The organism is Paenibacillus polysaccharolyticus, from assembly GCF_023714295.1.
Taxonomy (GTDB): domain Bacteria; phylum Bacillota; class Bacilli; order Paenibacillales; family Paenibacillaceae; genus Paenibacillus; species Paenibacillus polysaccharolyticus_A.
On sequence record NZ_JAMAUN010000001.1, the window covers coordinates 1,345,523 to 1,370,599 of the forward strand.

Genomic DNA, 25,077 nt, shown 5'->3' on the forward strand with positions numbered 1-25,077 from the left:
GTCATTTGATTGTGAACAATTTAAAAACAAGAACTTTTTTAATTGTTAAAACAACCGTTCTGTGCTACGCGCGTATTTTCAAAAGATTGTCATGGTTCAATTGTAGAAATGGAACAAAGATATTGCAAATATGAAATAATAACTGTATTGTAGATATAAGATATCTTTAATGGTCTTTTTCAAGAGGCATAAAGTCTGGATTCCACTATCTGTTAGAAGAGACGCTATTAGATATCTCACATGTCTTTGCTCCTTACGTATCAAGTGTGAAGAGGAGAGATAGAACTTTTTTGTTTCTATTAAAGACATTAAATGTCTGGAAAGGGTGTTATATATGTATAAAGATCGTAACCAATTCGATGTCGTGATCGTGGGAGGAGGGCCTGCTGGACTTAATGCTTCGCTGGTACTTGGGAGAGCCCGGAAACAGGTACTTGTGATTGATGATCAAAAACCTCGTAATTGGGTTACCCGAGAGACACACGGCTTTTTAACCAGAGATGGCGTAAGTCCGCAGGAGTTCCGTAGAATTGCAAAAGAAGAGATCGCTGCGTATCCTTCCGTGCAATTTGCATCTGATACCGTGATGGAGATTACCGGAGAACATGGTGAGTTTGTTGTTAGAACGGTCGAAGGAAAGCAGTATGAAGCGAAAAAGGTTTTATTTGCTGTTGGTAAAAGAGATTTACCTTTGGAGATTACAGGTTTATCCGAAGTCTACGGAAAAAGCGCATTTGTCTGCCCGTACTGTGATGGATGGGAACTCAGGAATCGGGAGCTTGTCATCATTACCAGCGCCAACCATGCATTACATATGGCTAAATTAATCTCCGGCTGGACAAGTCGGTTTACGCTGTGCATCCAAGATGATAATCCTTTAGAAGCAGAACAGAAGCAAGAACTTTCACGTCATGGCGTGCAGGTTTATGAAGCACCTATTCAATCGATCAGATCGGAGGAAGGAATGGTAAGCGCAGTTGAACTGAGTGATGGAACATGGATTCCTTGTACGGGCATCTTCTTCCAGCCCAAGCTTCAGACGGGCTCTGATTTGCCTAAAATCATAGGTTGTGAGCTGACAGAGACTGGAACCATCGTCGTTGATGCTCAAGGAAGAACATCTGTCCCTGGTGTGTTTAGTGCTGGAGATGCCGCATCTGAACTGTATCAGGCGATCACGGCGGCATCGTTAGGTGCATTAACGGCTGTTAGCATTAACAATGAGTTAAACGTTGAAGCTTGGGATTTTAACTAAAGCGTAAATACACGAAGTGAAACCGCCAGCTGATTCTCGATTACATGTCGATAAGGCTGACGGTTTTACTTATGTCTCTATGTAGTAGGGAAGTGTTATTTTCTGTAAAATTTAAAATAAAAGCATTGACATATGGTCTCAAAGTGATTTTAATTATATAGACCGATTGTTATAATTTATTGAAGGAAGTGGCTTTCTTTGAGTGAAAAGTCGAATGCCAGAGATCTTATTGTTGGCACAGCAGCGAGACTTTTTTTTTCACAAGGGTATCATGCGACCGGTCTGAATCAGATCATTAAGGAGAGTAACACACCGAAAGGTTCGTTATATCATTATTTTCCTAAGGGGAAAGAAGAGCTGGCTCTCGAATGCATTCAATCAGCCAATGCCCATATCTTGCAAAGGTTCGAGGAAATTTTTGCAGCCCATGAGACGACTGCAGAAGGCATTCGGCAATTCATTTATGAAACAGCGAATGAAGCCGAGGCCTGTGGTTATACGGGGTTTCTGCCATTCAGCTTCTGGGCTGCTGTAGAGACTTCCTGTATCAGTCAACAGTTGCGCACAGCTTCACAGAACGTTTTTGCGGGTTGGCAGGATATCATTGCAAGGCATCTCATGTTGGACGGTATTGGTGAAGAGAAGGCTCGTGAGACGGCACTGCTCGTTATTTCTTTAATGGAAGGTGCATTGATCATCACACTGACCAATCAGGATAAACAGCCGATGCTGACGGCTGCGGATTATTTGTCAGTTGTAGCGAAGAATGTCCAGCAGCATCAATAGTTGTACCAAGAGAAAGAGAAAATAGAAATCGCAGGATATGTTTGAGGAGGATGGGATCGTGGAGGCTTCCATGAAGGCTGGTACAGCAAAAGACCAGCAAGAAACACAGCAATATAAGGTATTTCCGATTTTGTTTGCCATGCTACTGAGCGGGTTTATCGGTTTGTTTGGTGAAACGGCTTTGAATGTCGCTTTGACACCACTAATGGGTCTGCTTGAGGTTGGACCAACTACGATTCAATGGTTAACTACAGGATACCTGCTCGTCCTGGGTGTTCTGGTACCAGTTTCAGGATTGTTATTGCAATGGTTTACGACCAGACAGCTGTTCACAACGTCGCTTATTTTCTCGATTGCAGGAACATTGGTTGCTGCACTGGCACCCAGCTTCGAAATTTTGCTCGTAGCCCGCGTGTTACAAGCGGTGGGAACGGCACTGTTGCTCCCGTTAATGTTTAATACGATACTTGTGATCTTCCCTATTGAAAAGCGTGGAGCGGCGATGGGTTTGATTGGTCTCGTTATTATGTTTGCACCAGCAAGCGGCCCGAGTATTTCAGGACTGATTCTGGCTAACTTGAGCTGGCACTGGATTTTCTGGATTTCCTTGCCGTTCTTCCTGATCTCCTTGGTATGTGGATTGTTGTTCCTGCCGAACATTTCCAAGTTGACCAAGCCGAAGATTGATGTGTTGTCGATTGTTCTGTCCACACTTGGTTTTGGTGGCATCGTTTATGGCTTCAGTAGTGCAGGTGGACATGGTGAATCTGGCGGAGGCTGGACCAGCCCGGTTGTTATTGCCACGTTGGCCATTGGTATCGTTGCATTGCTCTTGTTCAGTATCCGTCAATTAAGTATGAAAGAGCCAGTGATGAATCTAAGAGCGTTCAGATATCCGATGTTTACGACGGGACTGCTTCTAGTCTTCATCTGTATGATGATGATTCTGTCGTCCATGCTGATCTTGCCGATGTATTTACAGCAGGGAATGGCTGTTACACCACTTACTGCCGGACTCGTTTTATTGCCAGGTAGTTTGCTGAATGGATTTTTGTCTCCGGTGATGGGACGATTGTTTGATAAGTTTGGTCCGAGATGGCTCGTTATTATCGGGATGTCGGTCGTTGCGGTTGTTTTGTTCCTGTACACAGGTATCGAAGCAACAACACCTCTGATCCAGATTATTATGCTGCATGTGTTCATGATGATTGGTATTTCAATGGTGATGATGCCTGCGCAGACGAACGGATTGAATCAGTTGCCTCGTGAGTTTTACCCTCACGGTACGGCGATTATGAATACACTTCAACAGGTATCCGGTGCGATCGGCACGGCTGTTGCCGTAAGTATTTTGAGTGCTGGACAGACGCGGTTCCTGAGCAGTGTTGAGAATCCGCAAAGTCCGGAAAATATCCTTGCAGGATTCACATCAGGTGTACAGAATGCGTTTGTCTTCGCACTTGTTCTGGCCATCGTTGGGTTTGTTATTGCTTTATTTGTAAAAAGAGTGAAAGTTGGATCGGCTGACAAACAACAGAGTCCGATGCATTAAAACGAAATGAATCATTTGAAAAGAGCGATGTTCCCTAATGCAAGGGAACATCGCTCTTTTGTTTACTTTACAGAACACGGTATTCGGATCAATATGGTTGTTCCACCGGATTCATTATTTCTTAACAACCTCCAGAATTTCATTAGCTACAATATCCGGATGGTATTGATGAATGTAATGCTCCGTATCTTTAACAGTAACTTGTTTGGATAACGTTGACCATGATTTGAATTCACTCTGTGTTTTCACCCAATCCGGTTCCGGTTTACCAAAGTAATCTGCGGTCAGAATCGTAAGCGGGAATGGGAAAGGATGCTTATTGGCAATCACTGTTCTGGCATTCCCTTGCGTTTCACGTAATTCATCTACCGTGTTGGCGTTCCCGTAGTTTAGCAAAAGAGCCGTTTTATCTACTTTTCTCAAATCTTCTGGTACCAGTTTTAATTCATTGCGGTTGGCATTAGAAGCTTCAACGACTGCCGGGACTTGCATACTGAGCCGGAAAAGTCCGGTTTTGATACGGAATTGATTCGCAAAACCAGCAATCGTATCTGCCAGGTTATCCTGACCCGTTGCGTAGAATTCAGGACTTCCGCCGTCAATCATCACAATACCTTTAACCAAGTCAGGATACTTTTGCGCGAATCGAAGAGTCTCTAATGAGCCAAGGGAGTGAGCAACAAGCACGTAAGGCGGTTTTTGCCCGGAAACCTGCAGCAATTCGTGTAATTCGTCCGCTACCGTGTCTACATCCCGTTTCTTATCGGTTCTGTCACTGTATCCATAGCCGAAGCGGTCGTATACAGCGAATTTCGTATTAGGGGCAAGCTTTTCATATAAAGGATAATAGTCTACATAAGGATCAGCTGTTCCCCAACCTGAGGCAAGAACGACGGTCACATCGCCTTCTCCCCCTGTATACAGGTGCATTTTATCTCCATGTACTTCATACAGTTTGCCCGGAGGTGTAAATGTTTTTTCATCTTGTGAAGAACTGACCTGCTGATAGATCAATCCGGTACTTAATAGAATAATAATCAGTGACAGGTCGAATATCAGAAATTTAACAAGTCTTTTACGCCATTTTTTGCTCATGGTAGCTCACACTCTCTCTTGTTTTTTCTATATCATATATGCCCAGTCTTATACGAGTGGAAACTGTATCTTAATTCTAGCTTAACGAAACCGTAGTTCCTCTCGTTCATACAAAATTGAATATCGACATGCGATGAATTATGATGAAACAAGATTAGCATTTCTCCACAAGACTAGCCATGGAATACGGAGAACAGAAGGGTGAAATATGACGAAATACGAAAATCAGATTCCAACCACCGCCGGTATGAGCATTAAGTCACTCACAAGTATATTGAGAGATTCCATGCGCCGACATGTTGAACGGAGACCGTCCGGGAATATACCTATGGAACACTATCAAATTGCTACAACAGAGGGGGTGGCTGAACATTCACAGGTGACATGGTTCGGACACTCGGCTTTTTTACTTGAAATCGAAGGACACAGACTACTCTTTGACCCCATGTTGGGTAATCGACCATCACCCGTGTCATGGGTTGGAACGAAACGTTTCCGCAAGGATTTGCCCATGCAGCCTGAAAACTTTCCTACTTTGGATGCAATTGTGATCTCTCATGATCATTATGATCACCTTGACGCTTCTTCTATTCGAAAATTAAAAGGCAAGACCAATCGTTTTATCGTTCCACTTGGTGTACGCAAACGTTTAATCAAATGGGGAGTGCCAGCGGGCCAGATTACGGAGCATCAATGGGGTGATGAATTCTCCTTCAAGGGTTTAACATTCGCATGTGCACCTGCTCGTCACTTCTCAGGCAGAGGATTATTTGATCGGGACTCCACGTTATGGTGCTCATGGGTTATTGTCGGGCGGAAAACAAAAGTGTTTTTCAGTGGAGACAGCGGTTACGGTCCGCACTTTAAGGAGATTGGAAGCAAATACGGACCGTTTGATCTGACTTTGATGGAATGCGGCCAATATGACGAACGCTGGTCCAATATTCATATGATGCCTGAAGAAACGGTACAAGCCCATCTGGATGTGGGCGGAAATGTATTGATTCCGATTCATTGGGGGGCATTCACACTCGCCTATCATGCCTGGAACGAACCGGCTGAACGGGTAACTCGCGCCGCACGGGCCTTGAATGTGTCTGTCATTACACCGGTCATAGGCGAGACGGTTATGTTGAATAGTTTAGCTCGTACTACTCGATCATGGTGGAGAGGGAATCAGGAGTAACGTTTTTAAACAGAGCTAGCGTTCGCTCATTAGATGAGTGGACGCTTTTGTTTTAATTTTATGTGATCAACGAAACCGCGGTCCAGATCAACAAAAGACCCATGACGATATTAAAAGGACGTTCATAGTTTAACAGGAACCGTTGAAATAAACGTCCACCCAATGCCCATGTCAGATTCGCACTTATTCCAATCAGGGTGAGCAGTAACGAATACCCTAAGAGTTGATAATGTGACTGCGCGTGGGGCAGGACAAATACGGATAAAGCTGTAAGCGCGTATAGAATAACCTTCGGATTAATCAGTTGAAGGCTGAATCCGAACCAAAATGAATAACCGGTCTTTTTCGAATTGTGCTCAGGCTCACTCGTGGAAGATGTGCTCCTCATGATTTTGAAAGCCAGATATAGCATGTAAATACATCCGAATACATTGAGGCACGGGGTGATGGCCGGAATGTATTGATATAGAGCAAGGTTGAAATAACTGGATAACATCATGATCAGAAGGCATCCGGCAGCGACTCCGCGAATAAAAGGAAACGTGCTTCTGAATCCATGCTCCCTCGCACGGGTCATGGAGATGATATTGTTGGGACCGGGGGTAAAAGAAGAAATCATTGCGTACGTTACTAAAGATAAAATATCCATATGCTCTCCTTGTGGGTATATTGTATGTTATAATGGACTATATGGTCGTTATAACGCATGTATGTTTTAATTGTACTATATGTGCTATATAGTGCACAAGAGGGCGCGAGGAGAGAGGTGTATTTTGGATGGAAAATATTAATTTGGTTTTGGCTCACAACTTGAAGCAAATCAGAGAGCAAAGAAAACTTAGTCTGGACAAGGTCGCAGATCTGTCGGGCATTAGCAAGACAATGCTCGGTCAGATTGAACGCGGGGAGTCTAATCCCTCGATTGCAACGGTTTGGAAAATTGCAAACGGTTTAAAAATTTCATTCAGTGAATTAATTCATGAAGCGAAGTCGGATACAACCGTTCTCATGAGGGAAGACATCACAGTCATGCGAGAAGATGAAGGAAGAATCCGAATCTATCCTCACTTTTCTTTGGAAGAGGGTCGCCGGTTTGAAATGTACATGATGGAGATGGATGAACAGGCATCATTGACTGCTGAACCGCATATTGACGGGGCTGAGGAATTCATCACGATGTATGAAGGGGAGCTTACGATCAGAGTAGGCGAAGAAGAATACAAGTTAAGACAGGGAGATTCGATTCGTTTCAAAGCGGATCAGCCGCATGGTTACGATAATTCTGGGGCAAGCACTAATAAACTATGCATGGTGATACACTATAATCATACATAGGTTTAAGAACATACACATAGCTTCACACATGCGTATATATTCAAACGCCAGCATAAATTCTGCTCAATAACAGAGTTCATGCTGGCGGGGTAAGACCTTTTCATTACCTTAACCAATGAGTACATGGTCTTCGGCATAACCGATTTTGGACTTATGTTTTTTCTGTGCCAAAGCAAATGCAAGCGTTAATGGCCCCAATCGACCTGCAAACATGGTGAAGATCACGATCAGTTTACCTGGCACGCTTAATTCACTGGTTAATCCCATTGAAAGCCCAGTCGTACTAAAGGCAGAGGTTGCTTCAAACAGAACATCTAGGAAGTGATTTTCTAGTATTCCCTCCGTGATGGATAACAGTATCGAAATACCTAATACAAATGCTAACGAACTCATAACAACCGCGAGAGCCCTCATTACAGTTTCTCCTGCAATTCGCCGCTCAAAGGCATGAACTTGTCCACCACCTCGGAAGGTTTGAATCGTTGCCAATACAAGAACGACGAAGGTATTGATTTTGATTCCTCCACCGGTTCCGCCAGAAGACGCGCCGATAAACATGAGGATGATGATAAAGAACTGTGAAGTTGCAAGCATGCTCCCGATATCAATGGTATTAAATCCAGAGCTTCGAGGTGCAGTGCCTTGAAAAAAAGCAGCCCAGACACGTTCACCCCATGATAAGTTGGAGAATGTGGCAGGGTTCCAGTTCTCTAGCAAAAAAATAATAATGAAACCTATGACATATAACGAGGAGCTACCCACCAAAACAATTTTGGAATGTAATGACAGCTTACGCCAAGATCGTTTACGGAAAATATCGACTACGACCATGTAACCCAACCCTCCCATGATAAAGAGGAGGATAATTGTTATATTAACGATCGGGTCACCGACAAACGGAGATAGACTATCCGGCCACAAAGAGAACCCTGCATTATTGAATGCAGATACTGAATGGAACAACGCATAATAGAAACCTTGACCCAGCCCTAATTCACTTTGCCAGCGTAAGGTTAAAATCAAGGTGGCAAGTGCTTCAAAAGCAAAGGCAATCAGAACGATATACAATGAAAGTTTCACAAGTCCTTGGGCGGAGGAAGCGTTGGCCGCTTGTTGAATAAGAAGCCGTTGCTTTAAACCAATTCGTTTACCAAGTATGATGGCGACCATCACACCCAAGGTCATAAAACCGAGCCCACCCACTTGAATTAGTATCATAATGATTACTTGGCCGAACGTAGAAAAAACACTCCCTGTATCCAGGACAACCAATCCATTAACACATATTGCCGAGGTAGCTGTGAATAAAGCATCAAGCAAACCTACAGAGTTACCGCTTTTGGAGGAAATCGGTAATGCCAGTAATATAGTACCTACCCAGATGAGTGCAAAGAAAATCATCATAATAAGCTGTGGAGGACTTGTCTTATTTTTCAGGATATTAACAATGTTTTCAAGTTTGGTTAGTACTGAAGATTTTATGTTATTGTTATTAGCTCCGTTCATAATCACGCTCCAGGCTCCGAATGTTATCATTACTTCCAATCAACAAAAGCGTGTCTCCCATCTGTATCTGATCCTCTGCAAGGGGAGAGATATTGATCTCCTCCCCCGTTTTAATAGCGATGATCGTGCAACCGTAATTAGCTCGAATATTGAGCTCCAGTAATGTTTGCTGATGCATACTCGCCGGAGCCTTTAATTCAACCAAATTGTAATCAGGAGATAATTCAATCGAATCAATCATGTTGTCAGAACTCAGTTGATTTCCCAATCTGGTTGCCATGTCACGTTCCGGGTAAACGATCTGGTCAGCGCCAATCTTGCTGAGCACGCTACCATGGTTTTCGTTCTTCGCTTTTGCTGTAACTTTGGGAACATTAAGCTCTTTAAGTAAGAGTGTAGCTAGTATGCTGGCTTGAAGATCTTCACCAATGGCTACAATAGCATGTGAAAAGTTACTTGCTCCAAGCTCTTGAAGGACTGACTTGTCCGTACAATCAGCCTGTACCACGTGAGTTGCTATCGACGAGATTTCTTGTACCAGAGTTTCATTCTTGTCAACGGCAAGCACTTCATGTCCGTTTTTAATTAGAGTGCGTGTCAAACTTGAACCAAATCGTCCAAGACCCAGAACCATAAATTGTTTTTTCATGAACTCCCTCATTTGTTATCAGAATTAATCCATATTTTCTCGGAAATCAACAGGTAAATATTACGTTTCATTGTATAATAAGTTGCAGCAATAGAACAACAAAACTGGAGAACAATGAAATTCGAATTATATAATATTATGATCTACTGATAAAGTGTGAAATCGATATTGCTAGGGCTGAAAATATGAGATCTAATAAAAAAACAGTGCCTCGATAAGAGAAGGCACCATATTTTGTCTGCTTTGAGGCTGTTATACTTGGTTTGGTTCAAAAATTTAGACTAAGCATATTAATCGTGGACTTATTTGTTCGTGGAGTGTTGTTTGTTCGGCAATTTATCACCGGGCGTACCTTTACCATTGTTTTTGTTATGACGTGCTTTCTCGGCATTTTCATTGACCTTTTTCACGAATTCTTGTGTACTTTCCATTCGGATTCATGCTCCTTTCCAAAACAGGGAATGGTTAATTCAAGCTTAATATAACCAGACTTAACTCATTTTATTTGAACAGACACCATGAAACTGGACAGGTGCTGAACTTGTCTCTAAACTAGATACAAGTTGAACTATTTTTTTACACAGTAACGGAGGGGACAGGAAAAACCTGGAAAAGCGAAGCGTTCGCCTTTATCACCGAATTTTCCCTTTTATAAAAGGAATCAAAAAAATTTGGGGATAACAGCGATTGAAAGGTTATTCTGTCATCGGAGTGTTTCGTGTAAACCATTTTAGTTCAACTACAACAAGAACGAAGGGACGTTCTGAACAAAACATGTTGCAAAAATTCGGTTTTACTCAATATGAAAGTCAGGTCTATGAAGCTATACTTGCGCAGGATGAACCGCTGGATGCGACGACGATTGTAAGCGCCTCGAATGTACCCAAGGCTAAAATTTATGAAGTGCTTAATCGAATGATCGATAAAGGCATCGTGCTGACAACGATGGATGGCAAGAAAAAACTGTACATGGCGGTGGATCTGCAAACGGTGATTCACAAAATCAAGCTTGATTTCGACAAAGATATAGAATCCTTGAAACAATATAAAATCAAGCGTACGTTCACGGATGAGCATATTTGGACGTTAAAAGATGAGTCATCCATTGCTTCAAACATAGAACAACTGATTGAAGAGGCAGATTCATCGATTCTTTTTCTGGCCTGGAATGAGCGGTTGGAGAGATACCGTGGTTTGCTGGAGCAGAAGGAGAGACAAGGTGTGTATGTAGAAGTGCTTGCGGTTGGTGGTCTGGAAAGCACCCTAACCCGCAAATACTCACTTATTCCGTTACTTGATGCGCCAGAGCCATCACAATTGCTTATTGTAGATCATGCCTATCTGCTGTTCGCCGGATTGGAAAATGAATCGTGGAAAGCGATCAAGACGATGTCCAAACCGATTGTTAAAGCGATGACGGATTATTTCTATCACGATGTGGCTCTGACACAGATCACCAGAAAATACGGGGAGCAACTGTTGCAGGACGAAGAAATTGAACGTTTGCTTACGAGATTGATCTATTAGAAGACTATTCTTTCGAAGAATAGTCTTTTTTTTTGTTTTTATCTTTTTGTAAATAAGATGAAAAACAATCTGAAAATAAATTAAAAATATCCATTGAATTTTTCGATTCATTAGGTTACTATCGTAGTTGTAACTTTTTAGGGGGATTTTATAATATGAACAAGAAGGTATATGTTTTAGCCATTGCAGCCTTTGTGGTCGGAACGGTTGAACTGATATTGGGAGGCATATTGGATCTGATTGCAACGGATCTCCATCTGTCTCTGGCGAAAGCTGGTTATTTAATTTCAATCTTTTCATTGGTCTATGCGGTATCCGCACCCATACTACTCAATATGACAGCCCGATTCGAGCGTAAAAAGGTATATATGGTTACGTTATTTGTATTTCTGATCAGTAACCTGATCTCGGCGTTTAGTGTGAACTTTTATATGTTAATGGCAGGGCGCATGCTTGGAGCCGCAACAGGTTCGCTTATTTTTGTATTATCTCTGACGTTAGCTTCCCGCATCGTTAAGCCGGAGTATAAAGGACGTGCGGTGGGCACGATAACGATGGGAGGAAGTGCATCTCTGATTCTCGGCGTACCGATTGGCATCTTTATTGGTAATGCGCTTGGATGGCGTGAAGTATTTATGCTGATTGCGGTTCTTACCGTGCTAGTCATGGTGGCGATTGGTCTTGCGATGGATCGTGTACAACCTGCTCCTGCCGTGAGTTTGAAAAATCAGTTAAAAGCACTTTGGAATCCGAAAATGCTGGCGATTCATACAACTACACTGCTCGTACTGGCTGGGCATTTAACGTTATATGCTTATTTCACCCCGTTTCTACAGGAAACCATCGGTGCCAGTTCAACAGCAATCACGTTAATCTATATGATGTTTGGACTCGCTGCTGTAGCAGGCGGAGGCATGGGGGGCATGTTATCCGATCGGCTTCATCCTGCTAAAGCCATTATCATCGTGTTAGTCCCGTTCATGATCAGTATGGCTGTGATTCCTCTCAGCACGGGACTGCCTTTGATTGCTTTTCTGCTACTGTTAAGTATCTGGGGTGCTCTAAGCTGGACGGTTACACCCGTACAAAATAGTCTGATTATTAAGACTTCGCCTGAGACATCTGAAATTCTGATCAGCACGAACTCAGGTATAGCCCATGCGGGGATCGCACTGGGAACTTATATCGGCGGTCTGGTTATTGATCACTCTTCCATTATGAACACCGGTTGGGTCGGCTCTATCCTGGTATGTGTTGGACTTGGTACTGCCGTTCTCGCAATTAGTATGAAAGAAAAACATGCTCATGCGATCGCATGAGGATACAATGATTCATAATTGAAACTCAAATAGAACCTCTGTGTTTCCAGCATTTTTGCGGAAGTACAGAGGTTTTTTCGTCATTTATAGACTGAGTCCGTAGGCTAAAAATACAAAAGAGGCTTGATTTTTGATCATGAACTCATATAATTAAAATAGTTTTAAAAAGTATAAGCATAAGTAGCCGAGCTTAGCTAAACGTCGCTACTTACTTCCAAAGACTTCACATGCACAAAGGAGATTTACATGACGATCAAATCAGAGAAACAGAAGATGATGGACGGGGAACTGTATATGGCTAATGATGCCGAGTTATCCCGAGACAGAGAGATTGCACGGAAGATGACACGTCTATTTAATCAAACGACGGAGATCGAACAACAGACACGCCAAAAGCTGTTAAAGGAACTATTGGGATCGACAGGTGAGCATCTAAGCATGGAACCGAATATCCATGTCGATTATGGATATAACATCCACGTAGGCAATCATTTTTATGCCAATTTTAACTGTACGATTCTGGATGTATGCGAAGTCCGAATCGGAGAGAACTGTTTGTTGGGACCAGATGTACATATCTATACAGCAACTCATCCGCTTAACCCACATGAGCGCAGCACCGGAGCGGAATTCGGTAAACCTGTAACCATTGGTAACAATGTATGGATTGGCGGTAGAGCAATTATTAATCCGGGAGTTACCATCGGAGATAACGTGGTTATTGCATCGGGAGCGGTAGTTACGAAAGATGTGCAGGGTAATATGATTGTAGGCGGGAATCCCGCAAGAGTGATCAAGGAGATTAATGTGGAGTAGCGCGATATGAAAAAAGACCCTCCTCGGCAGAACAGTCAGCATGCCAAGCTTGGATGCTATGGCTTTGCTGACATCATGCTGCCGAAAGAAGGGTTTAACTAGTTTACGTTTTGAAGTTAAAACCTGAAATTTACGCCTTGAAGTTTATGCCCTGAAATTTAAATCTTGGAGCTTAACGCTTCAGGCTATTTCCGTTGCTGGCAATAACATCTTTGTACCAGTGGAAGGATTTCTTGCGGTAACGCTCGAGCGTACCTGAACCATCGTCGTGACGGTCTACATAGATGAAACCGTAACGTTTTTTCAATTGCGCAGTGGAGGCGCTCACGACATCAATACAACCCCAAGAAGTGTATCCCATAATGTCTACGCCATCTTCCAATGCTTCACCGACTTGAACGAGATGGTCATTCAAATACTGGATTCGATAATCATCATTCACTGTTTTCTCGCCATCCGGACCCGTGATTAACTCGTCGACTGCGCCAAGACCATTTTCCACGATAAACAGCGGTTTCTGGTAACGATCATAGAACATATTCAGCACATAGCGCAGTCCTTGCGGATCGATCTGCCAGCCCCACTCACTCGCAGGCAAATACGGGTTAGGGATTCCTCCGATCAGATTTCCTTCACCAGCCACTTGTTTGGCAGGATCGGCTGTCTGACATGTGCTCATGTAATAGCTGAAAGAGATGAAATCAACGGTGTTAAGCAGCATCTCCTGATCGCCGTCTTCCATATGAATCTCAATGCCCTTTTCACGGAAATAACGTTTCATGTATCCAGGGTAACGTCCACGCACATGCATATCGCCGAAGAAATAGTTGCTATGTTCGTACTCCATCACCTTAATGACATCATCGGGGTTCGGAGTTAGTGGATACGTCGGCATACTTAAAATCATACATCCGATCTGAGCATCAGGGATGATCTCATGGCACAGCTTCACAGCAGATGCACTTGCCACCAATTCATGGTGGATCGCTTGATACAGATCTTGCTTGCTTAGCTTTTCTTTGGGTGTGTAGATCCCACCACTCATGAACGGGAATTCAAGAATAGAGTTGATCTCGTTGAAGGTAAGCCAGTACTTGACTTTGTTTTTATATCGATTGAAAACAGTTGTTGCATAGCGCTCATAGAAGCCGATCATTTTCCGGTTAACCCAGCCATCATATTCTTTGGCAAGGTGCAGAGGTGTCTCATAGTGGGATAACGTGACCAACGGTTCAATACCGTACTTGCAGCATTCATCAAACAGATTATCATAAAATTGCAGACCTTCTTCATTCGGTTCAAGCTCGTCCCCTTTAGGGAAAATGCGAGACCATGCGATAGAAGTACGGAACACTTTGAAACCCATCTCGGCAAATAGTTTCACGTCTTCCTTATAACGGTGGTACATGTCGATACCGATCAGTTTCATATTGTCGTCCGTTGGCTCTTCCGTAATCGAACCCATGACACCTCTGGGAGCAACGTCTTGAGTGGACAAACCTTTGCCGCCTAGATTGTATGCACCTTCAGCCTGGTTCGCCGCAATGGCACCGCCCCACAGAAAGTTTTCAGGAAATGAATACGTATGATTCGAAGATTTACTCATATAGATCGCTCCATTCATTGAATTCTGGTGAACGTGCTGCGTTCACATTAGTATTTTCTCTCAAAAAAAGCTTACACGTTGTAACGGGTTACACGTCAAGTTTTACTTTTACAGAGCAGATGAGGCATACTATATTTGGCGTTTATTCGCAGGAAAGGAGCATCGGGATGTCCAAATTTGATGAAATTATGAAACGTTCCGGTTATTCGAGAGCCACCGTATCACGGGTCATTAACCGTTCACCACACGTCAGTGATGAAGCAAGACGCATTATTACAGAAATTATGAATGAGCTGGACTACATACCTAACCGGAATGCAGTTTCTCTGTCTACAGGACAGACGAAACAGATCGGGATTGTCACTGCGATGATTGATGAACTGAGTTTGACCTTCATTAACCAATTTATGGATACCGCGATGGACTACGGATTCCAGACGATTGTATATATGTCGCGCAGTGATAAAAAAATTGAGCTACAGGCATTCGAGGATTTGCGGAGTAAACGTGTGGATGGTTTGTTAATCGTGACTTGTGTGAATGATCCGGGGGAATTGAAAACATATCTGCAATATGGACCGATGGTGTCCTGGCAACGCATGGGGAACGACGAGATTCCTTCGATTGCAATGGATCAGGCACAAGGGTATAGACTGGCGCTGGAACATTTGGTATCGAAAGGCTACACACGTATTGCGAATGTGTTTGGCCGTAGTAATAGTCTGAATACGAAAAGCCGCCGCGAAGCATATGAGACATTCATGACGAGCCAAGGACTTCCCGTGTGGCGTGAAGCATATCAGTATTCCGTATTTACTTCATCAGACGGAGAAACGGCCTTACGACGTATGGCCAACGGAGAAGAGCTACCGCAAGCGGTGCTGTGTTCCAACGACTATGCGGCAATAGGCATCATGAGTGAAGCGCACAGACAGAACATCCAGGTTCCAGATCAGCTGGCTATTGTTGGATTTGATGATATTGAATTGTCACGTGTGCTTGAGCTGACAACCATTCATAATCCAATTGCGGAGCAAGCGAAACAGGCTTTTTATCATTTGTGGAGGGTGCTGGGGAACGAGGAACATAAGGCGACATCACTGGCATACCGTTTGATTGAACGAGCAACGACTTGAACGAAGCAAAACGAATGATATTGATTTGTTGTGGCGTAAATCAGATCGATTCTATTCAATAATTATTCAAATTTAAAGTAAATCTGAATCGGATGCATGTTTTATAATACGGAGAAGGAGCTTACATACGTTGTGTGAGAATCGAATACAGCGTTGTAAAGCGCCATGTTATAAGTTACATATTTCACAAACGATTTTGCGGGAAAGGTGAGAGCATACGAAATGAACACGGTCACAGGTCGCTTCAGAATTGCAGGTATTTGGGAGGGGGTATCCCTTTTACTACTCGTATTTATTGCAATGCCACTCAAATATTTTGCGGATATCTCTTCAGCTGTAGCCATACTGGGGATGATTCATGGTATTTTATTTCCTCTATATCTCATTGCACTGGTACATGTAGGCTTGGTCAAAAAGTGGAAGATATCACTTTGGATTATGGGGCTATTGGCGGGACTGCTTCCTTTTGGAACATTTGTATTTGAGTCTTATCTCAGAAAAAGAGATTGGCAGTAACGAATAACGCATAGCTCATAACACATAGCGTATGGTACACATTGCAAAGTAACGCGAACGAACAACCTCCTGAACAGAAAGCAGGAGGTTGTTTTTGTATAATCTTTTGCACATTAGGAATTGCATCAGTTATGTATGTCCAGATGTCCAGCATGGAACGATCAATCGTTATCTCGGTTTAACGGTTCCCGTTTGTCGATCAGATAACACGCTATATCCGTTGTCTGTCGGTGCCGCCGAAGCAAAAGCAGCGAATGAGGAGACAACAAACAGGGCAGCAAGGAGCAGGAGCGTTTTCTTCGTCATATACAAACCTCCCTTCTGCAAGAATGAGCCACACATCCATTTTAATCCAAAAATGAAACTTGTGGGGATGTTTTTTCGGAGCTGAACTATCGTTTGCAATTCAGTTGACCACCGTCGTTTGTTTGCGATATTCAGTGGGATTCAATCCGGTGTGTTTCTTGAACTGTCTGGAAAAGTAATACGAATCGCTGAATCCGAGATTGTCCGCGATTTGAGTCATCGTTAGAGAGGTGCAGTGAAGCATCTCTTTGGCTTTATCTATTTTTCGGCTGGTCAGATAATGAATGGGGGGCATTCCTACTTGCTGTTTGAAAAAACGAATGAAATAATTCGGATGCATATGCAGCATCTTAGCCAAATCCTGAACGGACATGTTCTCTTCGATATGAGTATCAATATAGGTGAGCAAGGTGGATAATTTTTCAACCACGGGCACGTTCAAGTAGGTAATCTGGTTCACATCCAAGTTCATGATGTAATAGGAAAGCAATTCTGTCAGTTTACTCTTGGCCATCATGCGGGCGTAAATTTCATTGGAATTCGCGTAGGTTAACACACTGCCAAAAATGTCCTGAAATCGTTCAGGCTGATTCACGTCAACAACGTGTGGGAATTGGAGAATCTGAAATAGATTGATCCCCCCGACTTTGGCGGAAAAATGACACCAGTATTTGAGAAAAGGTCTGTCACTGATTACTGAATAGGATTGCTTTATTCCTTCCGGCATCAAAAAAAGCTGTCCTGGTTTGGGGTAATATTCCTGATCCCCGATTCGAAGCCAGCCTTCTCCCTCGCAGATCCAATACAATTTGCTATAGTCCGGTGTGTAGTCGAGATCTCTCCAATCCGGGCCGCAACGGTTGTAATTCACCATGAACAAGTCCACTTCCAGATTCGACAAATAGTTGGTCAGCAGTGTTTGATGATCCATGAGCATATCTCCCTGAAGGTTATTATCGTCCATCTAAACGTTAATGTTCTGCATGTGCATCGGAATCCGGCCACACTACAATACAAATGTAGTCAACCAGGAAAGGATGGGGATAACACATGAACAAACATGAATACTTGCGACATATCGATACCATTATTGCTAACGGAAAATTCAAGGACAACTGGACTTCGCTTCGTGAAATCGTCGTTCCCGAGTGGTATCCAAAAGCAAAATTCGGCATTTTCATCCATTGGGGCGTGTATTCGGTTCCGGCTTATGATAGTGAATGGTATTCCCGTAATATGTACATTCAAGGGTCCAAGGCTTATGAACACCACCTTAAGGTATATGGAGACCATAAGGAGTTTGGATATAAGGATTTCATCCCGATGTTTAAGGCAGAGAACTTTGATGCAGACGAATGGGCGACTCTATTTAAACAAGCAGGTGCAAAGTATGTTATGCCGGTTGCGGAGCATCATGACGGTTTTCAGATGTATAAAAGTTCTATCTCTCACTATAACACATATGAAATGGGCCCTAAACGTGATGTGTTAGGTGAGATGAAAGTCGCCTATGAGAAGCTGGGCTTAACCTTCTGTGTGTCGTCCCACCGTGCCGAGCACTGGTTCTTCATGTCTCATGGCAAAGAATTCGATTCCGATATCAAGGAACCGTTGCAGTGCGGGGATTTCTACTGGCCCGCCATGCCGGAGCCGCCCGATTTTCAAGACCTGTACGGTTCACCGCCTTCGGACGAATTTCTGGAAGATTGGCTCATTCGATGCTGTGAACTGGTAGATGAGTATCAACCGAGGGTGTTCTATTTCGACTGGTGGATTCATACGGCGGCGTTCAAGCCCTATCTGAAAAAGTTCGCTGCGTATTACTACAATAAAGGCGAGGAATGGGGCATTCCGGTTGCCATCAATTACAAGCATGATGCGTTCATGTTTGGTGCAGCGGTTCCTGATGTAGAGCGTGGACAATTCGCTGAACTTAAGCCTTATTTTTGGCAGACGGATACCGCAGTTGCGAGAAATTCCTGGTGTTATACCGAAGATAATCAGTACAAAACGGCAGAAGAGATTATTCGGGATCTCGTGGATATCGTCAGTAAAAATGGAAGTCTATTGCTCAACATCGGGCCACGAGCAGACGGAACGATTCCAGACGAGGATCGCAATATTCTGTTACGTATCGGGAAGTGGCTGGAAGTGAACGGAGAGGCAATCTACGAGACCTCGTACTGGCGTACGTATGGTGAAGGCCCTACAGAGGTGAAGGAAGGTCAGTTCACGGACGGAGAGATGAAGGTTTTTACAAGTGAGGATATACGATTTACGGTAAAAGGCAGTAGTCTGTATGCGACGGTAATGGTGTACCCGGATAACGGAATCGTGCACATCCAATCGTTGAAAAACGGATCTCCGCATTTTCATGGAATGATTGAGCAGGTTCGGATTCTGGGATATGAGGAACAGCCGAATTGGGAGCGGAATGAAAGTGCATTAACGATTACCACTATAGGTGTGCAGAGCAATGTACCTGTCGTATTTAAAGTTGATCTGGACTAAGTGTGAAGAGAACCGGCGTAAGAGCTGGTTCTTTTTTGTGGATTATGCGCAAATGCGAAAGGAGTATAGGTCGAAGGTGTAGACATTAGAAGTTAAAAAGCATGATATAGACTTATTTTCTATTTTTTTGAAATAAGGACTTGTGCAGTTCCCACTTTGAAACTATACTATACCAATAAAATCCAATTTAAGCCTAAATTTAACTTTTATATGTAATTCAAGATGTATTCTGTTAATCAACCCGTACGAATCACACAGATTCACTTACCACTTCATGGCAAGCGTTATACGAACACTTCCGAATATCCTCCACACGAATGCTTACGACATCCCAGTTACTCTTTTATGACACCCACACTAATTATTGATGACATCAGTCAGCATAAAGACCTTTATCTAAGTGCCATTTTCTCACATTTATTTAACCTATGGACAATTTCCAAATGTTTCAGTTCCCTATGTTCTCCTAACCAAACCTGTAAAGGAGGTGAGGCCGTATGTGAAGTGAAAAGAAAGTAAGTAAGGTGAAGTAAAGGATGTCCGACGATGCTCACTACACCGCTACGAAATCAACAATTGCATTCATTCACAGAGAAGGGTACTTGTACTAGACCAAATAATAAAGCCGGGTAAAGGGAGTGGAAAAGTTTGATAAAATTAAAACCGTTACGCAAGCCTGTTTCCATGGGGCTCTCGCTTCTCCTTGCATTATCAATGGCACTTCCGGTTTCTGCACAGAACTCATCCTCATCTAAAATCGATATGAAGTCCAGCTTGGCTGAGGTTTCAACGTCTAAAGTGAATGCCAAACTGACCAAAGCCTTTGAAGGTAGCGAATATGTCACCTATCTTGTCAAAATGAAGGAACAGGTGGATACCAAGGCTGTCTCCAAACAAGCGATGGAAAAGGCAACGATTGCCAAGGAAACACCTTCGGCAACCAAGCTCTCTGTGCGGAACTCTGTGGTGAGTTCACTTCGTGAAACGGCTTCGCGGACACAATATTCGATCGAAAATTATCTGGAAAAGGAAATTGGCCTGGGGAAGGTCAAAGAATATAAAAGTTACTTTATCGTGAATTCACTCGCGGTCACCAGTACGAAAGAAGTCATGGAACAGATTGCGTTGCTGCCAGAGGTAGAGAAAATTCTGCCGAACGAAACGCGATATCTGGATAAGGCGGAAGTAAGTAAGCAGCCAGCGAGTGTGTCTCCAGCGAAGGATTCCGTCCAATCACCGGCTAAAGAGTCAGCTTCACAAGGAACTGCAACCAAAGAAGCGGATTCCAAGGTGAAGAAACAGACTGAAAATGTCGAATGGAATATAGATTACATCAATGCACCTGCGATCTGGGAGCGAGGCATTGATGGAACAGGCATCGTGGTTGCCAATCTGGACAGTGGCGTGGATTATACGCATCCGGCGCTTCGCAGTAAATGGCGTGGTCTGGACGCCTCAGGCAACGTCGTTGATCCGGAGCTGAGCTGGTACGATCCGCATAGTGGTGCGACTCTTCCAGCTGATGCAGACGGACACGGCACCCACACCATGGGAACGATGGTGGGTTCCGAAGCAAATGGCACGAATCAGATCGGCGTTGCACCTGGTGCAAAGTGGATCGGAGTGCGTATTTTTAATCCGGAAACAACGGACGCCATTATTCTGGATGGCGGACAATGGCTCATTGCCCCGGTGGATGCCGAAGGCAATCTGCATCCTGAACTTGCACCGGACGTTGTAAATAATTCATGGGGCGGAGGCGCAGGGCTCGACGAATGGTTCAGACCGATGGTCCAGGCTTGGCGTGATGCGCAGATTTTCCCTGAATTCTCTGCAGGGAATGTACGATTAGGGAATCCGGGCGGTCCCGGTTCCGTTGCGAACCCGGCCAATTATCCTGAGAGTTTTGCTACAGGAGCAACCGATATTAACGGCAATTTAGGTTCATTCTCATTGCTGGGACCCTCCCCGTATAATGAGATCAAACCAGAAGTATCCGCCCCTGGCGTGAACATTCGTTCAGCCGTGCCTGGAGGTACATACGAAGGTGGATGGAACGGCACATCCATGGCAGGCCCGCATACGACGGCGCTTGCAGCATTGTTGCTTCAAGCGAACCACTCTCTTAACGTGGATCAGCTGGAACAGATCATCATGGAAACGGCGACACCGCGAACCGATAGCAAATTTCCGGTTACCCCGAATAACGGCTATGGTCACGGAATCATTAACGCACTGGATGCGGTTGGTTCGGTTCTCGAAGGCATCGGTACTGTCTCCGGAAGAGTGGTTACGGCTGGAGATGATCTGGAAGAGCCGGTGCTGGAGCACACGCCTGTAAATACGGCGTTTACGGGTCTAGACATTCCTTTAACGGCACATGTGACAGATAATGTAGCGGTAGTTTCCGTCGAAGCTTTTGCCAGAACCAAAGGCACGAAGCAGTACGTCTATCTTCCAATGAATCGGATTGAAGGAGACAGTAAAGCAGGTACGTATACTGCGACGATTCCGGCTTTCCTGATTGAGCCAGAAGGTGTGGAGTATTACATTCGAGTGAATGATTATGGCAACAATGGATTTGAGAGTAAGGTATATAACATTGCGGTGTCTAATGGTGTGAAGCCTGGATATTTGCAGGACTTTGAAGCCGATCAGCTTGGCTTTACTACAGGCGGCACAGGCAGTACGTGGGTTTGGGGGGCACCTGTAAGCGGGCCGAAGGCTGCTTACTCAGGTGAGAAAGTGATTGCTACCAATCTGCAAGGCACGTATCTGCCTAATAGTAATGCGTACTTGCTTGCTCCTCCGATCGACTTGACAGAAAGCCCTGAAGGGGCATTGTTAACATTCAAACATTGGTATGATATTGAGAATAATCTCGATTTTGGCAAGGTATACATTGCTTCTGAAGATAACGACTATGTATTTGAAGAACTGCTTAGTTACACAGGAACGAGTGGTGGATGGAAAACACAGTACATTGATCTGCGTGATTATGCCGGACAGCAGGTGTTCATCCAGTTTAATCTGACCAGTGATGCTTCAGTTCAGAAAGCTGGTTGGTATATCGATGACTTTGCCGTTCAGGAACTAGACGATATTGCTCCAGGAACGCCTTCAGCTTTGTCTGCAACAGCGGATATTTTAGGTAACGTAACTCTGAACTGGACGGGTTCGGATGATGAGGATCTTGAATCTTATGTGGTCTATCGTTCCGAAACGGCTAGTTCCGGTTATGAGGCTGTCGGCACGGTGAAGAAAACCACATTTACAGATACGGCTACGGAGTCGAATACTACGTATTATTACACCGTGGCGGCACGTGACTATAGTGGTAACGAAAGTGAGAAATCGAATGAAGTTTCCATTACAGTTAATGTGCCGGAAGATATTTATATCGATTCGTTTGATGGAAACGATGATAATGGCTGGACTCATGCCGGAACCAAGGATGAGTGGGAACGAGGTATCCCGTTAACGGGTCCTTTAAGTGCGGTATCCCCGCCTAATGTGTGGGCAACCGATCTCGACAACACGTATGAGAATGGTTCCAACTACTCGCTGGTATCCCCGGTGATTGATTTGACGGATGTCTCTGATGCGACACTTACGTTTAATCACTGGTATGAGATTGAAGGTGGATATGACTTCGGTTATGTCGAAGCAACCAAAGATGGAGGAACAACCTGGACGGAACTCGGCAAATTCTCGCATAATACCAACGGAAAACAGTGGACACCTGTCTTCTATGGACTTGACGCACTGACTGGGAATGAAGTTCAATTCCGTTTCCGATTAACCTCGGATAACAGTGTGGTGAGAACGGGCTGGTTTATCGATGATTTCCGTGTACTGGGTGTTGCCGCACAAACGGTAACAAAGGATGAAGCCGTTGTGCTTTCGAGTGACAAACCTAAACCGGACTATGATAATCCATGGTACAAAGTTACGCGTACAGACAAAGCAGAATTCAATAAGACGAAACAACAAGAGCCTGCTATTGAAAAACCGGGCACGGGTTCAGTTCAGCCGCAAAGTCTGCCGGCTAGTGCAACGGTTACCGTGCTTGAGACAGGACGTTCTGTGAAAACAGACTCGTCAACAGGGAAATACAGCTTCACACATGTTGCAGGAGAGTATACGTTAAAAGCGGAAGCATACGGTTATTATCCGCAAACGAAAACGGTGACCATCACAGACGGCGGGGGGGCCAAAGCTAATTTCAATCTGGAAACGATCCCTTATGGTCAGATCAAAGGGGTAGTTAAGGACGAACGCTCAGGTCAACCGATAGCGGATGCTTCGGTGCTCGTTGTGGAGGATGCTAAAGTAGCAGAGGTTCGTACAGGAGCAGACGGAAGTTTTACGCTTCAATTGCTGGAAGGAAGTTACACGTTGTCGGTTCGCGCGGCGGATTATTACAGCAAAAAGGTTACGGTAACTGTACCGGGCAATGGCACAGTAGAGAGTAATATCGCATTGAAACCATTTATCGGTTTCCCTGGTGAAATTGCATATGACGACGGTACAGCCGAGAATGCAAGAGCTTTTAATGCTGCTGATAATGCGTGGGCCGTTCGAATGACTCCAGAGCTCGAAACAGCTCAAGTCACGGGAGCTTCGTTCCGATTCTGGAATACAGAGTGGCCTGTACCTGGAGGCACGGCTTTCCAATACGCGGTTTATGATGCATCTGGTGCTGGTGGAGCACCAGGCAAAAAGCTTGCTGGACCGTTCGATGGTACGGCACTAAGGAACGATCAGTGGACTTCCGTGGAGTTCCCTGAGCCAGTTATGGTGACAGGTGATTTCTACATCGTCTATATCCAGAGTTTAGCGGGTACAGCTGCTCCTGGTCTGGCTACGGATGAGGACGGAGATTACGCAGCGCGTAGCTGGCAGCGTGTAAGCGGGGCATGGAGTGCTTCCCCTGCTGAAGAGGGGAACTATATGATCCGCGCGGTGGTTCAATATCCGGTGAATGCTCCGGTGCTTACACCACCAGCGAATACGTATACCAATCAGTCCACCTTTACGATTGCTGGAACATCTCCTGCTTCTGGAGCACAGATCAAGTTTTATAATGGCAAGGATGCTGCAGGAACGACAACCGTAAATAACGGGAAATTCTCTTATGGAGTGAAGCTGCGGGCTGGCGTCAATGTGATTACCGCAGAAGCTGTCATTAATGGTAAAACGACAGATCGTTCGCTTCCAGTCATTATCATTCTTGACCAGACCAAACCTCAGGTGAACGTGGTCAGTCCAGCGGAGGGAAGCCGGATTAATACCGAGGTCGTTCATGTGACAGGCAGTGTAGTGGAACAATTTCTAAACAAAGTCACCGTAAATGGGCAGACCGTGCAGGTTGACAGAGACAAAAAGTTCAGTCATCGTGTACTGGTGAACAAGGGTGAAAATATCATTACAGTTGTGGCAACGGATCTTGCCGGAAATAAAACGACAGTAACACGTAAGGTATACGTTGAGACAGAAGTGCCTGAACTTACCGACATCACACCTGCCGAAGATGTACGAATTACATCAGGGGAAAGTGTCAACGTTTCATTCAAAAGCAAACCGGGATTACAGGCTTCTTTCCGAATCCAACTGCCTTTGAATCTGAACGCAGACGGTGCGGGAGAGGTGCCTCTGGTGGAAACAGAACCGGGTGTATACTCAGGCTCCTACACAACACCTGCTAATCTTGTGCTTGAAGGTGGAGTCATTGTGATCCGGGCACAGGATGCCGCAGGAAACAAGGCTGAGGCTCAAGCTGCCGGCAAATTGTTTGTCCATGCGGAACAAGGAGAAAACAAAGCAGAAGGGCAGCCTGCTCCAGAGAAGGAAGTGGAGGCAGGGAGTGACCTGGAATCGGGACAAACGAATGGAGGTTCTACTCGTGGTGAAGGTCTTCAACCATGAGATGAGCGGGTAGATCAATGTATTAAAAAAGGGATTTAAACAAATCAC

Annotated in this window: 20 protein-coding genes; 12 read left to right on the top strand and 8 right to left on the bottom strand. The window is 44.4% G+C overall.

The window, feature by feature from the left end; genetic code table 11:
- The first annotated feature begins 334 nt into the window (after window positions 1–334).
- The 3 genes from M3629_RS06350 (at window position 335) to M3629_RS06360 (ending at window position 3,593) form a co-directional block, all read left to right on the top strand.
- Window positions 335–1,255 carry an NAD(P)/FAD-dependent oxidoreductase gene (locus tag M3629_RS06350; protein WP_251503346.1) on the top strand — a complete coding sequence of 307 codons (921 nt, stop codon included), beginning with the start codon at window positions 335–337 and terminating at the stop codon, window positions 1,253–1,255.
- Between the two features lie 198 nt (window positions 1,256–1,453).
- Window positions 1,454–2,041, top strand: coding sequence for a TetR/AcrR family transcriptional regulator (locus M3629_RS06355; protein ID WP_090924043.1), 588 nt, complete (start codon window positions 1,454–1,456; stop codon window positions 2,039–2,041).
- A gap of 70 nt (window positions 2,042–2,111) precedes the next feature.
- Window positions 2,112–3,593, top strand: a complete 1,482-nt coding sequence (locus M3629_RS06360) for a DHA2 family efflux MFS transporter permease subunit (RefSeq protein WP_251504599.1) — start codon at window positions 2,112–2,114, stop codon at window positions 3,591–3,593.
- Between the two features lie 114 nt (window positions 3,594–3,707).
- Here M3629_RS06360 and M3629_RS06365 read toward each other — a convergent pair whose 3' ends face one another.
- Complete coding sequence (locus M3629_RS06365) at window positions 3,708–4,688, bottom strand: alpha/beta hydrolase (RefSeq protein WP_251503347.1); 981 nt, start codon at window positions 4,686–4,688, stop codon at window positions 3,708–3,710.
- Window positions 4,689–4,896: 208 nt separating this feature from the next.
- On the opposite strand from M3629_RS06365, the gene M3629_RS06370 reads away from it, so the two are divergent.
- Window positions 4,897–5,874: an MBL fold metallo-hydrolase gene (locus M3629_RS06370; RefSeq protein ID WP_251503348.1), complete on the top strand. Its 978-nt coding sequence runs from the start codon at window positions 4,897–4,899 to the stop codon at window positions 5,872–5,874.
- A gap of 58 nt (window positions 5,875–5,932) precedes the next feature.
- Here M3629_RS06370 and M3629_RS06375 read toward each other — a convergent pair whose 3' ends face one another.
- Window positions 5,933–6,523 carry a LysE family transporter gene (locus M3629_RS06375; RefSeq protein WP_251503349.1) on the bottom strand — a complete coding sequence of 197 codons (591 nt, stop codon included), beginning with the start codon at window positions 6,521–6,523 and terminating at the stop codon, window positions 5,933–5,935.
- A 128-nt stretch (window positions 6,524–6,651) separates the two neighbouring features.
- Between M3629_RS06375 and M3629_RS06380 the strand changes: the two genes are divergently transcribed.
- Window positions 6,652–7,209, top strand: a complete 558-nt coding sequence (locus M3629_RS06380) for a helix-turn-helix domain-containing protein (protein ID WP_251503350.1) — start codon at window positions 6,652–6,654, stop codon at window positions 7,207–7,209.
- A gap of 108 nt (window positions 7,210–7,317) precedes the next feature.
- On the opposite strand, the gene M3629_RS06385 is transcribed toward M3629_RS06380, so the two are convergent.
- From M3629_RS06385 to M3629_RS06395, 3 genes are all read right to left on the bottom strand, one after another.
- Window positions 7,318–8,715 carry a TrkH family potassium uptake protein gene (locus M3629_RS06385; RefSeq protein WP_251504601.1) on the bottom strand — a complete coding sequence of 466 codons (1,398 nt, stop codon included), beginning with the start codon at window positions 8,713–8,715 and terminating at the stop codon, window positions 7,318–7,320.
- Window positions 8,702–9,364 carry a potassium channel family protein gene (locus tag M3629_RS06390; RefSeq protein WP_154889357.1) on the bottom strand — a complete coding sequence of 221 codons (663 nt, stop codon included), beginning with the start codon at window positions 9,362–9,364 and terminating at the stop codon, window positions 8,702–8,704. The genes M3629_RS06385 and M3629_RS06390 overlap by 14 nt, the downstream gene beginning before the upstream one ends.
- Window positions 9,365–9,666: 302 nt before the next feature.
- The gene (locus M3629_RS06395; RefSeq protein WP_090924048.1) at window positions 9,667–9,795 is read right to left on the bottom strand and encodes a DUF4023 family protein; all 129 of its coding nucleotides are present in this window, start codon (window positions 9,793–9,795) and stop codon (window positions 9,667–9,669) included.
- Window positions 9,796–10,138: 343 nt separating this feature from the next.
- Between M3629_RS06395 and M3629_RS06400 the strand changes: the two genes are divergently transcribed.
- From M3629_RS06400 to M3629_RS06410, 3 genes are all read left to right on the top strand, one after another.
- Window positions 10,139–10,891 carry a TrmB family transcriptional regulator gene (locus tag M3629_RS06400; RefSeq protein ID WP_251504603.1) on the top strand — a complete coding sequence of 251 codons (753 nt, stop codon included), beginning with the start codon at window positions 10,139–10,141 and terminating at the stop codon, window positions 10,889–10,891.
- 155 nt (window positions 10,892–11,046) lie between these two features.
- Entirely contained in the window at window positions 11,047–12,210 is a 1,164-nt protein-coding gene (locus tag M3629_RS06405; RefSeq protein ID WP_154958689.1) for an MFS transporter, read from the top strand.
- A 246-nt stretch (window positions 12,211–12,456) separates the two neighbouring features.
- A complete protein-coding gene (locus tag M3629_RS06410; RefSeq protein ID WP_285888223.1) occupies window positions 12,457–13,026 on the top strand; it encodes a sugar O-acetyltransferase in 570 nt (189 codons plus the stop codon).
- A 172-nt stretch (window positions 13,027–13,198) separates the two neighbouring features.
- Here the strand turns inward: M3629_RS06410 and M3629_RS06415 are convergent, their stop codons facing one another.
- A complete protein-coding gene (locus M3629_RS06415) occupies window positions 13,199–14,632 on the bottom strand; it encodes a glycoside hydrolase family 1 protein (protein ID WP_251503351.1) in 1,434 nt (477 codons plus the stop codon).
- A gap of 167 nt (window positions 14,633–14,799) precedes the next feature.
- On the opposite strand from M3629_RS06415, the gene M3629_RS06420 reads away from it, so the two are divergent.
- Window positions 14,800–15,768, top strand: a complete 969-nt coding sequence (locus M3629_RS06420) for a LacI family DNA-binding transcriptional regulator (RefSeq protein WP_251503352.1) — start codon at window positions 14,800–14,802, stop codon at window positions 15,766–15,768.
- 222 nt (window positions 15,769–15,990) lie between these two features.
- The gene (locus tag M3629_RS06425; protein WP_090924080.1) at window positions 15,991–16,284 is read left to right on the top strand and encodes a DUF3817 domain-containing protein; all 294 of its coding nucleotides are present in this window, start codon (window positions 15,991–15,993) and stop codon (window positions 16,282–16,284) included.
- A 168-nt stretch (window positions 16,285–16,452) separates the two neighbouring features.
- Here the strand turns inward: M3629_RS06425 and M3629_RS06430 are convergent, their stop codons facing one another.
- Together M3629_RS06430 and M3629_RS06435 are read right to left on the bottom strand one after the other, a co-directional pair.
- On the bottom strand, window positions 16,453–16,590 hold the full coding sequence (locus M3629_RS06430) for a hypothetical protein (protein ID WP_167375824.1): 138 nt from the start codon (window positions 16,588–16,590) through the stop codon (window positions 16,453–16,455).
- Between the two features lie 100 nt (window positions 16,591–16,690).
- A complete protein-coding gene (locus M3629_RS06435) occupies window positions 16,691–17,521 on the bottom strand; it encodes an AraC family transcriptional regulator (RefSeq protein WP_251503353.1) in 831 nt (276 codons plus the stop codon).
- Window positions 17,522–17,640: 119 nt separating this feature from the next.
- On the opposite strand from M3629_RS06435, the gene M3629_RS06440 reads away from it, so the two are divergent.
- Window positions 17,641–19,101, top strand: coding sequence for an alpha-L-fucosidase (locus M3629_RS06440; RefSeq protein ID WP_251503354.1), 1,461 nt, complete (start codon window positions 17,641–17,643; stop codon window positions 19,099–19,101).
- 648 nt (window positions 19,102–19,749) lie between these two features.
- Window positions 19,750–25,029 (top strand): S8 family serine peptidase, encoded by a 5,280-nt coding sequence (locus M3629_RS06445; protein WP_251503355.1) that lies wholly within the window; start codon window positions 19,750–19,752, stop codon window positions 25,027–25,029.
- The last annotated feature ends 48 nt before the right edge of the window (window positions 25,030–25,077 follow it).

What these genes read in the sequence shown, in the direction of transcription:
- M3629_RS06350 (WP_251503346.1), top strand. Translation starts at nt 335, where the DNA reads ATGTATAAAGATCGTAACCAATTCGATGTCGTGATCGTGGGAGGAGGG.
- M3629_RS06385 (WP_251504601.1), bottom strand. Translation starts at nt 8,715, where the DNA reads ATGAACGGAGCTAATAACAATAACATAAAATCTTCAGTACTAACCAAA.
- M3629_RS06375 (WP_251503349.1), bottom strand. Translation starts at nt 6,523, where the DNA reads ATGGATATTTTATCTTTAGTAACGTACGCAATGATTTCTTCTTTTACC.
- M3629_RS06435 (WP_251503353.1), bottom strand. Translation starts at nt 17,521, where the DNA reads ATGGATCATCAAACACTGCTGACCAACTATTTGTCGAATCTGGAAGTG.
- M3629_RS06415 (WP_251503351.1), bottom strand. Translation starts at nt 14,632, where the DNA reads ATGAGTAAATCTTCGAATCATACGTATTCATTTCCTGAAAACTTTCTG.
- M3629_RS06405 (WP_154958689.1), top strand. Translation starts at nt 11,047, where the DNA reads ATGAACAAGAAGGTATATGTTTTAGCCATTGCAGCCTTTGTGGTCGGA.
- M3629_RS06395 (WP_090924048.1), bottom strand. Translation starts at nt 9,795, where the DNA reads ATGGAAAGTACACAAGAATTCGTGAAAAAGGTCAATGAAAATGCCGAG.
- M3629_RS06370 (WP_251503348.1), top strand. Translation starts at nt 4,897, where the DNA reads ATGACGAAATACGAAAATCAGATTCCAACCACCGCCGGTATGAGCATT.
- M3629_RS06400 (WP_251504603.1), top strand. Translation starts at nt 10,139, where the DNA reads ATGTTGCAAAAATTCGGTTTTACTCAATATGAAAGTCAGGTCTATGAA.
- M3629_RS06365 (WP_251503347.1), bottom strand. Translation starts at nt 4,688, where the DNA reads ATGAGCAAAAAATGGCGTAAAAGACTTGTTAAATTTCTGATATTCGAC.
- M3629_RS06425 (WP_090924080.1), top strand. Translation starts at nt 15,991, where the DNA reads ATGAACACGGTCACAGGTCGCTTCAGAATTGCAGGTATTTGGGAGGGG.
- M3629_RS06360 (WP_251504599.1), top strand. Translation starts at nt 2,112, where the DNA reads ATGAAGGCTGGTACAGCAAAAGACCAGCAAGAAACACAGCAATATAAG.
- M3629_RS06410 (WP_285888223.1), top strand. Translation starts at nt 12,457, where the DNA reads ATGACGATCAAATCAGAGAAACAGAAGATGATGGACGGGGAACTGTAT.
- M3629_RS06380 (WP_251503350.1), top strand. Translation starts at nt 6,652, where the DNA reads ATGGAAAATATTAATTTGGTTTTGGCTCACAACTTGAAGCAAATCAGA.
- M3629_RS06440 (WP_251503354.1), top strand. Translation starts at nt 17,641, where the DNA reads ATGAACAAACATGAATACTTGCGACATATCGATACCATTATTGCTAAC.
- M3629_RS06420 (WP_251503352.1), top strand. Translation starts at nt 14,800, where the DNA reads ATGTCCAAATTTGATGAAATTATGAAACGTTCCGGTTATTCGAGAGCC.
- M3629_RS06430 (WP_167375824.1), bottom strand. Translation starts at nt 16,590, where the DNA reads ATGACGAAGAAAACGCTCCTGCTCCTTGCTGCCCTGTTTGTTGTCTCC.
- M3629_RS06390 (WP_154889357.1), bottom strand. Translation starts at nt 9,364, where the DNA reads ATGAAAAAACAATTTATGGTTCTGGGTCTTGGACGATTTGGTTCAAGT.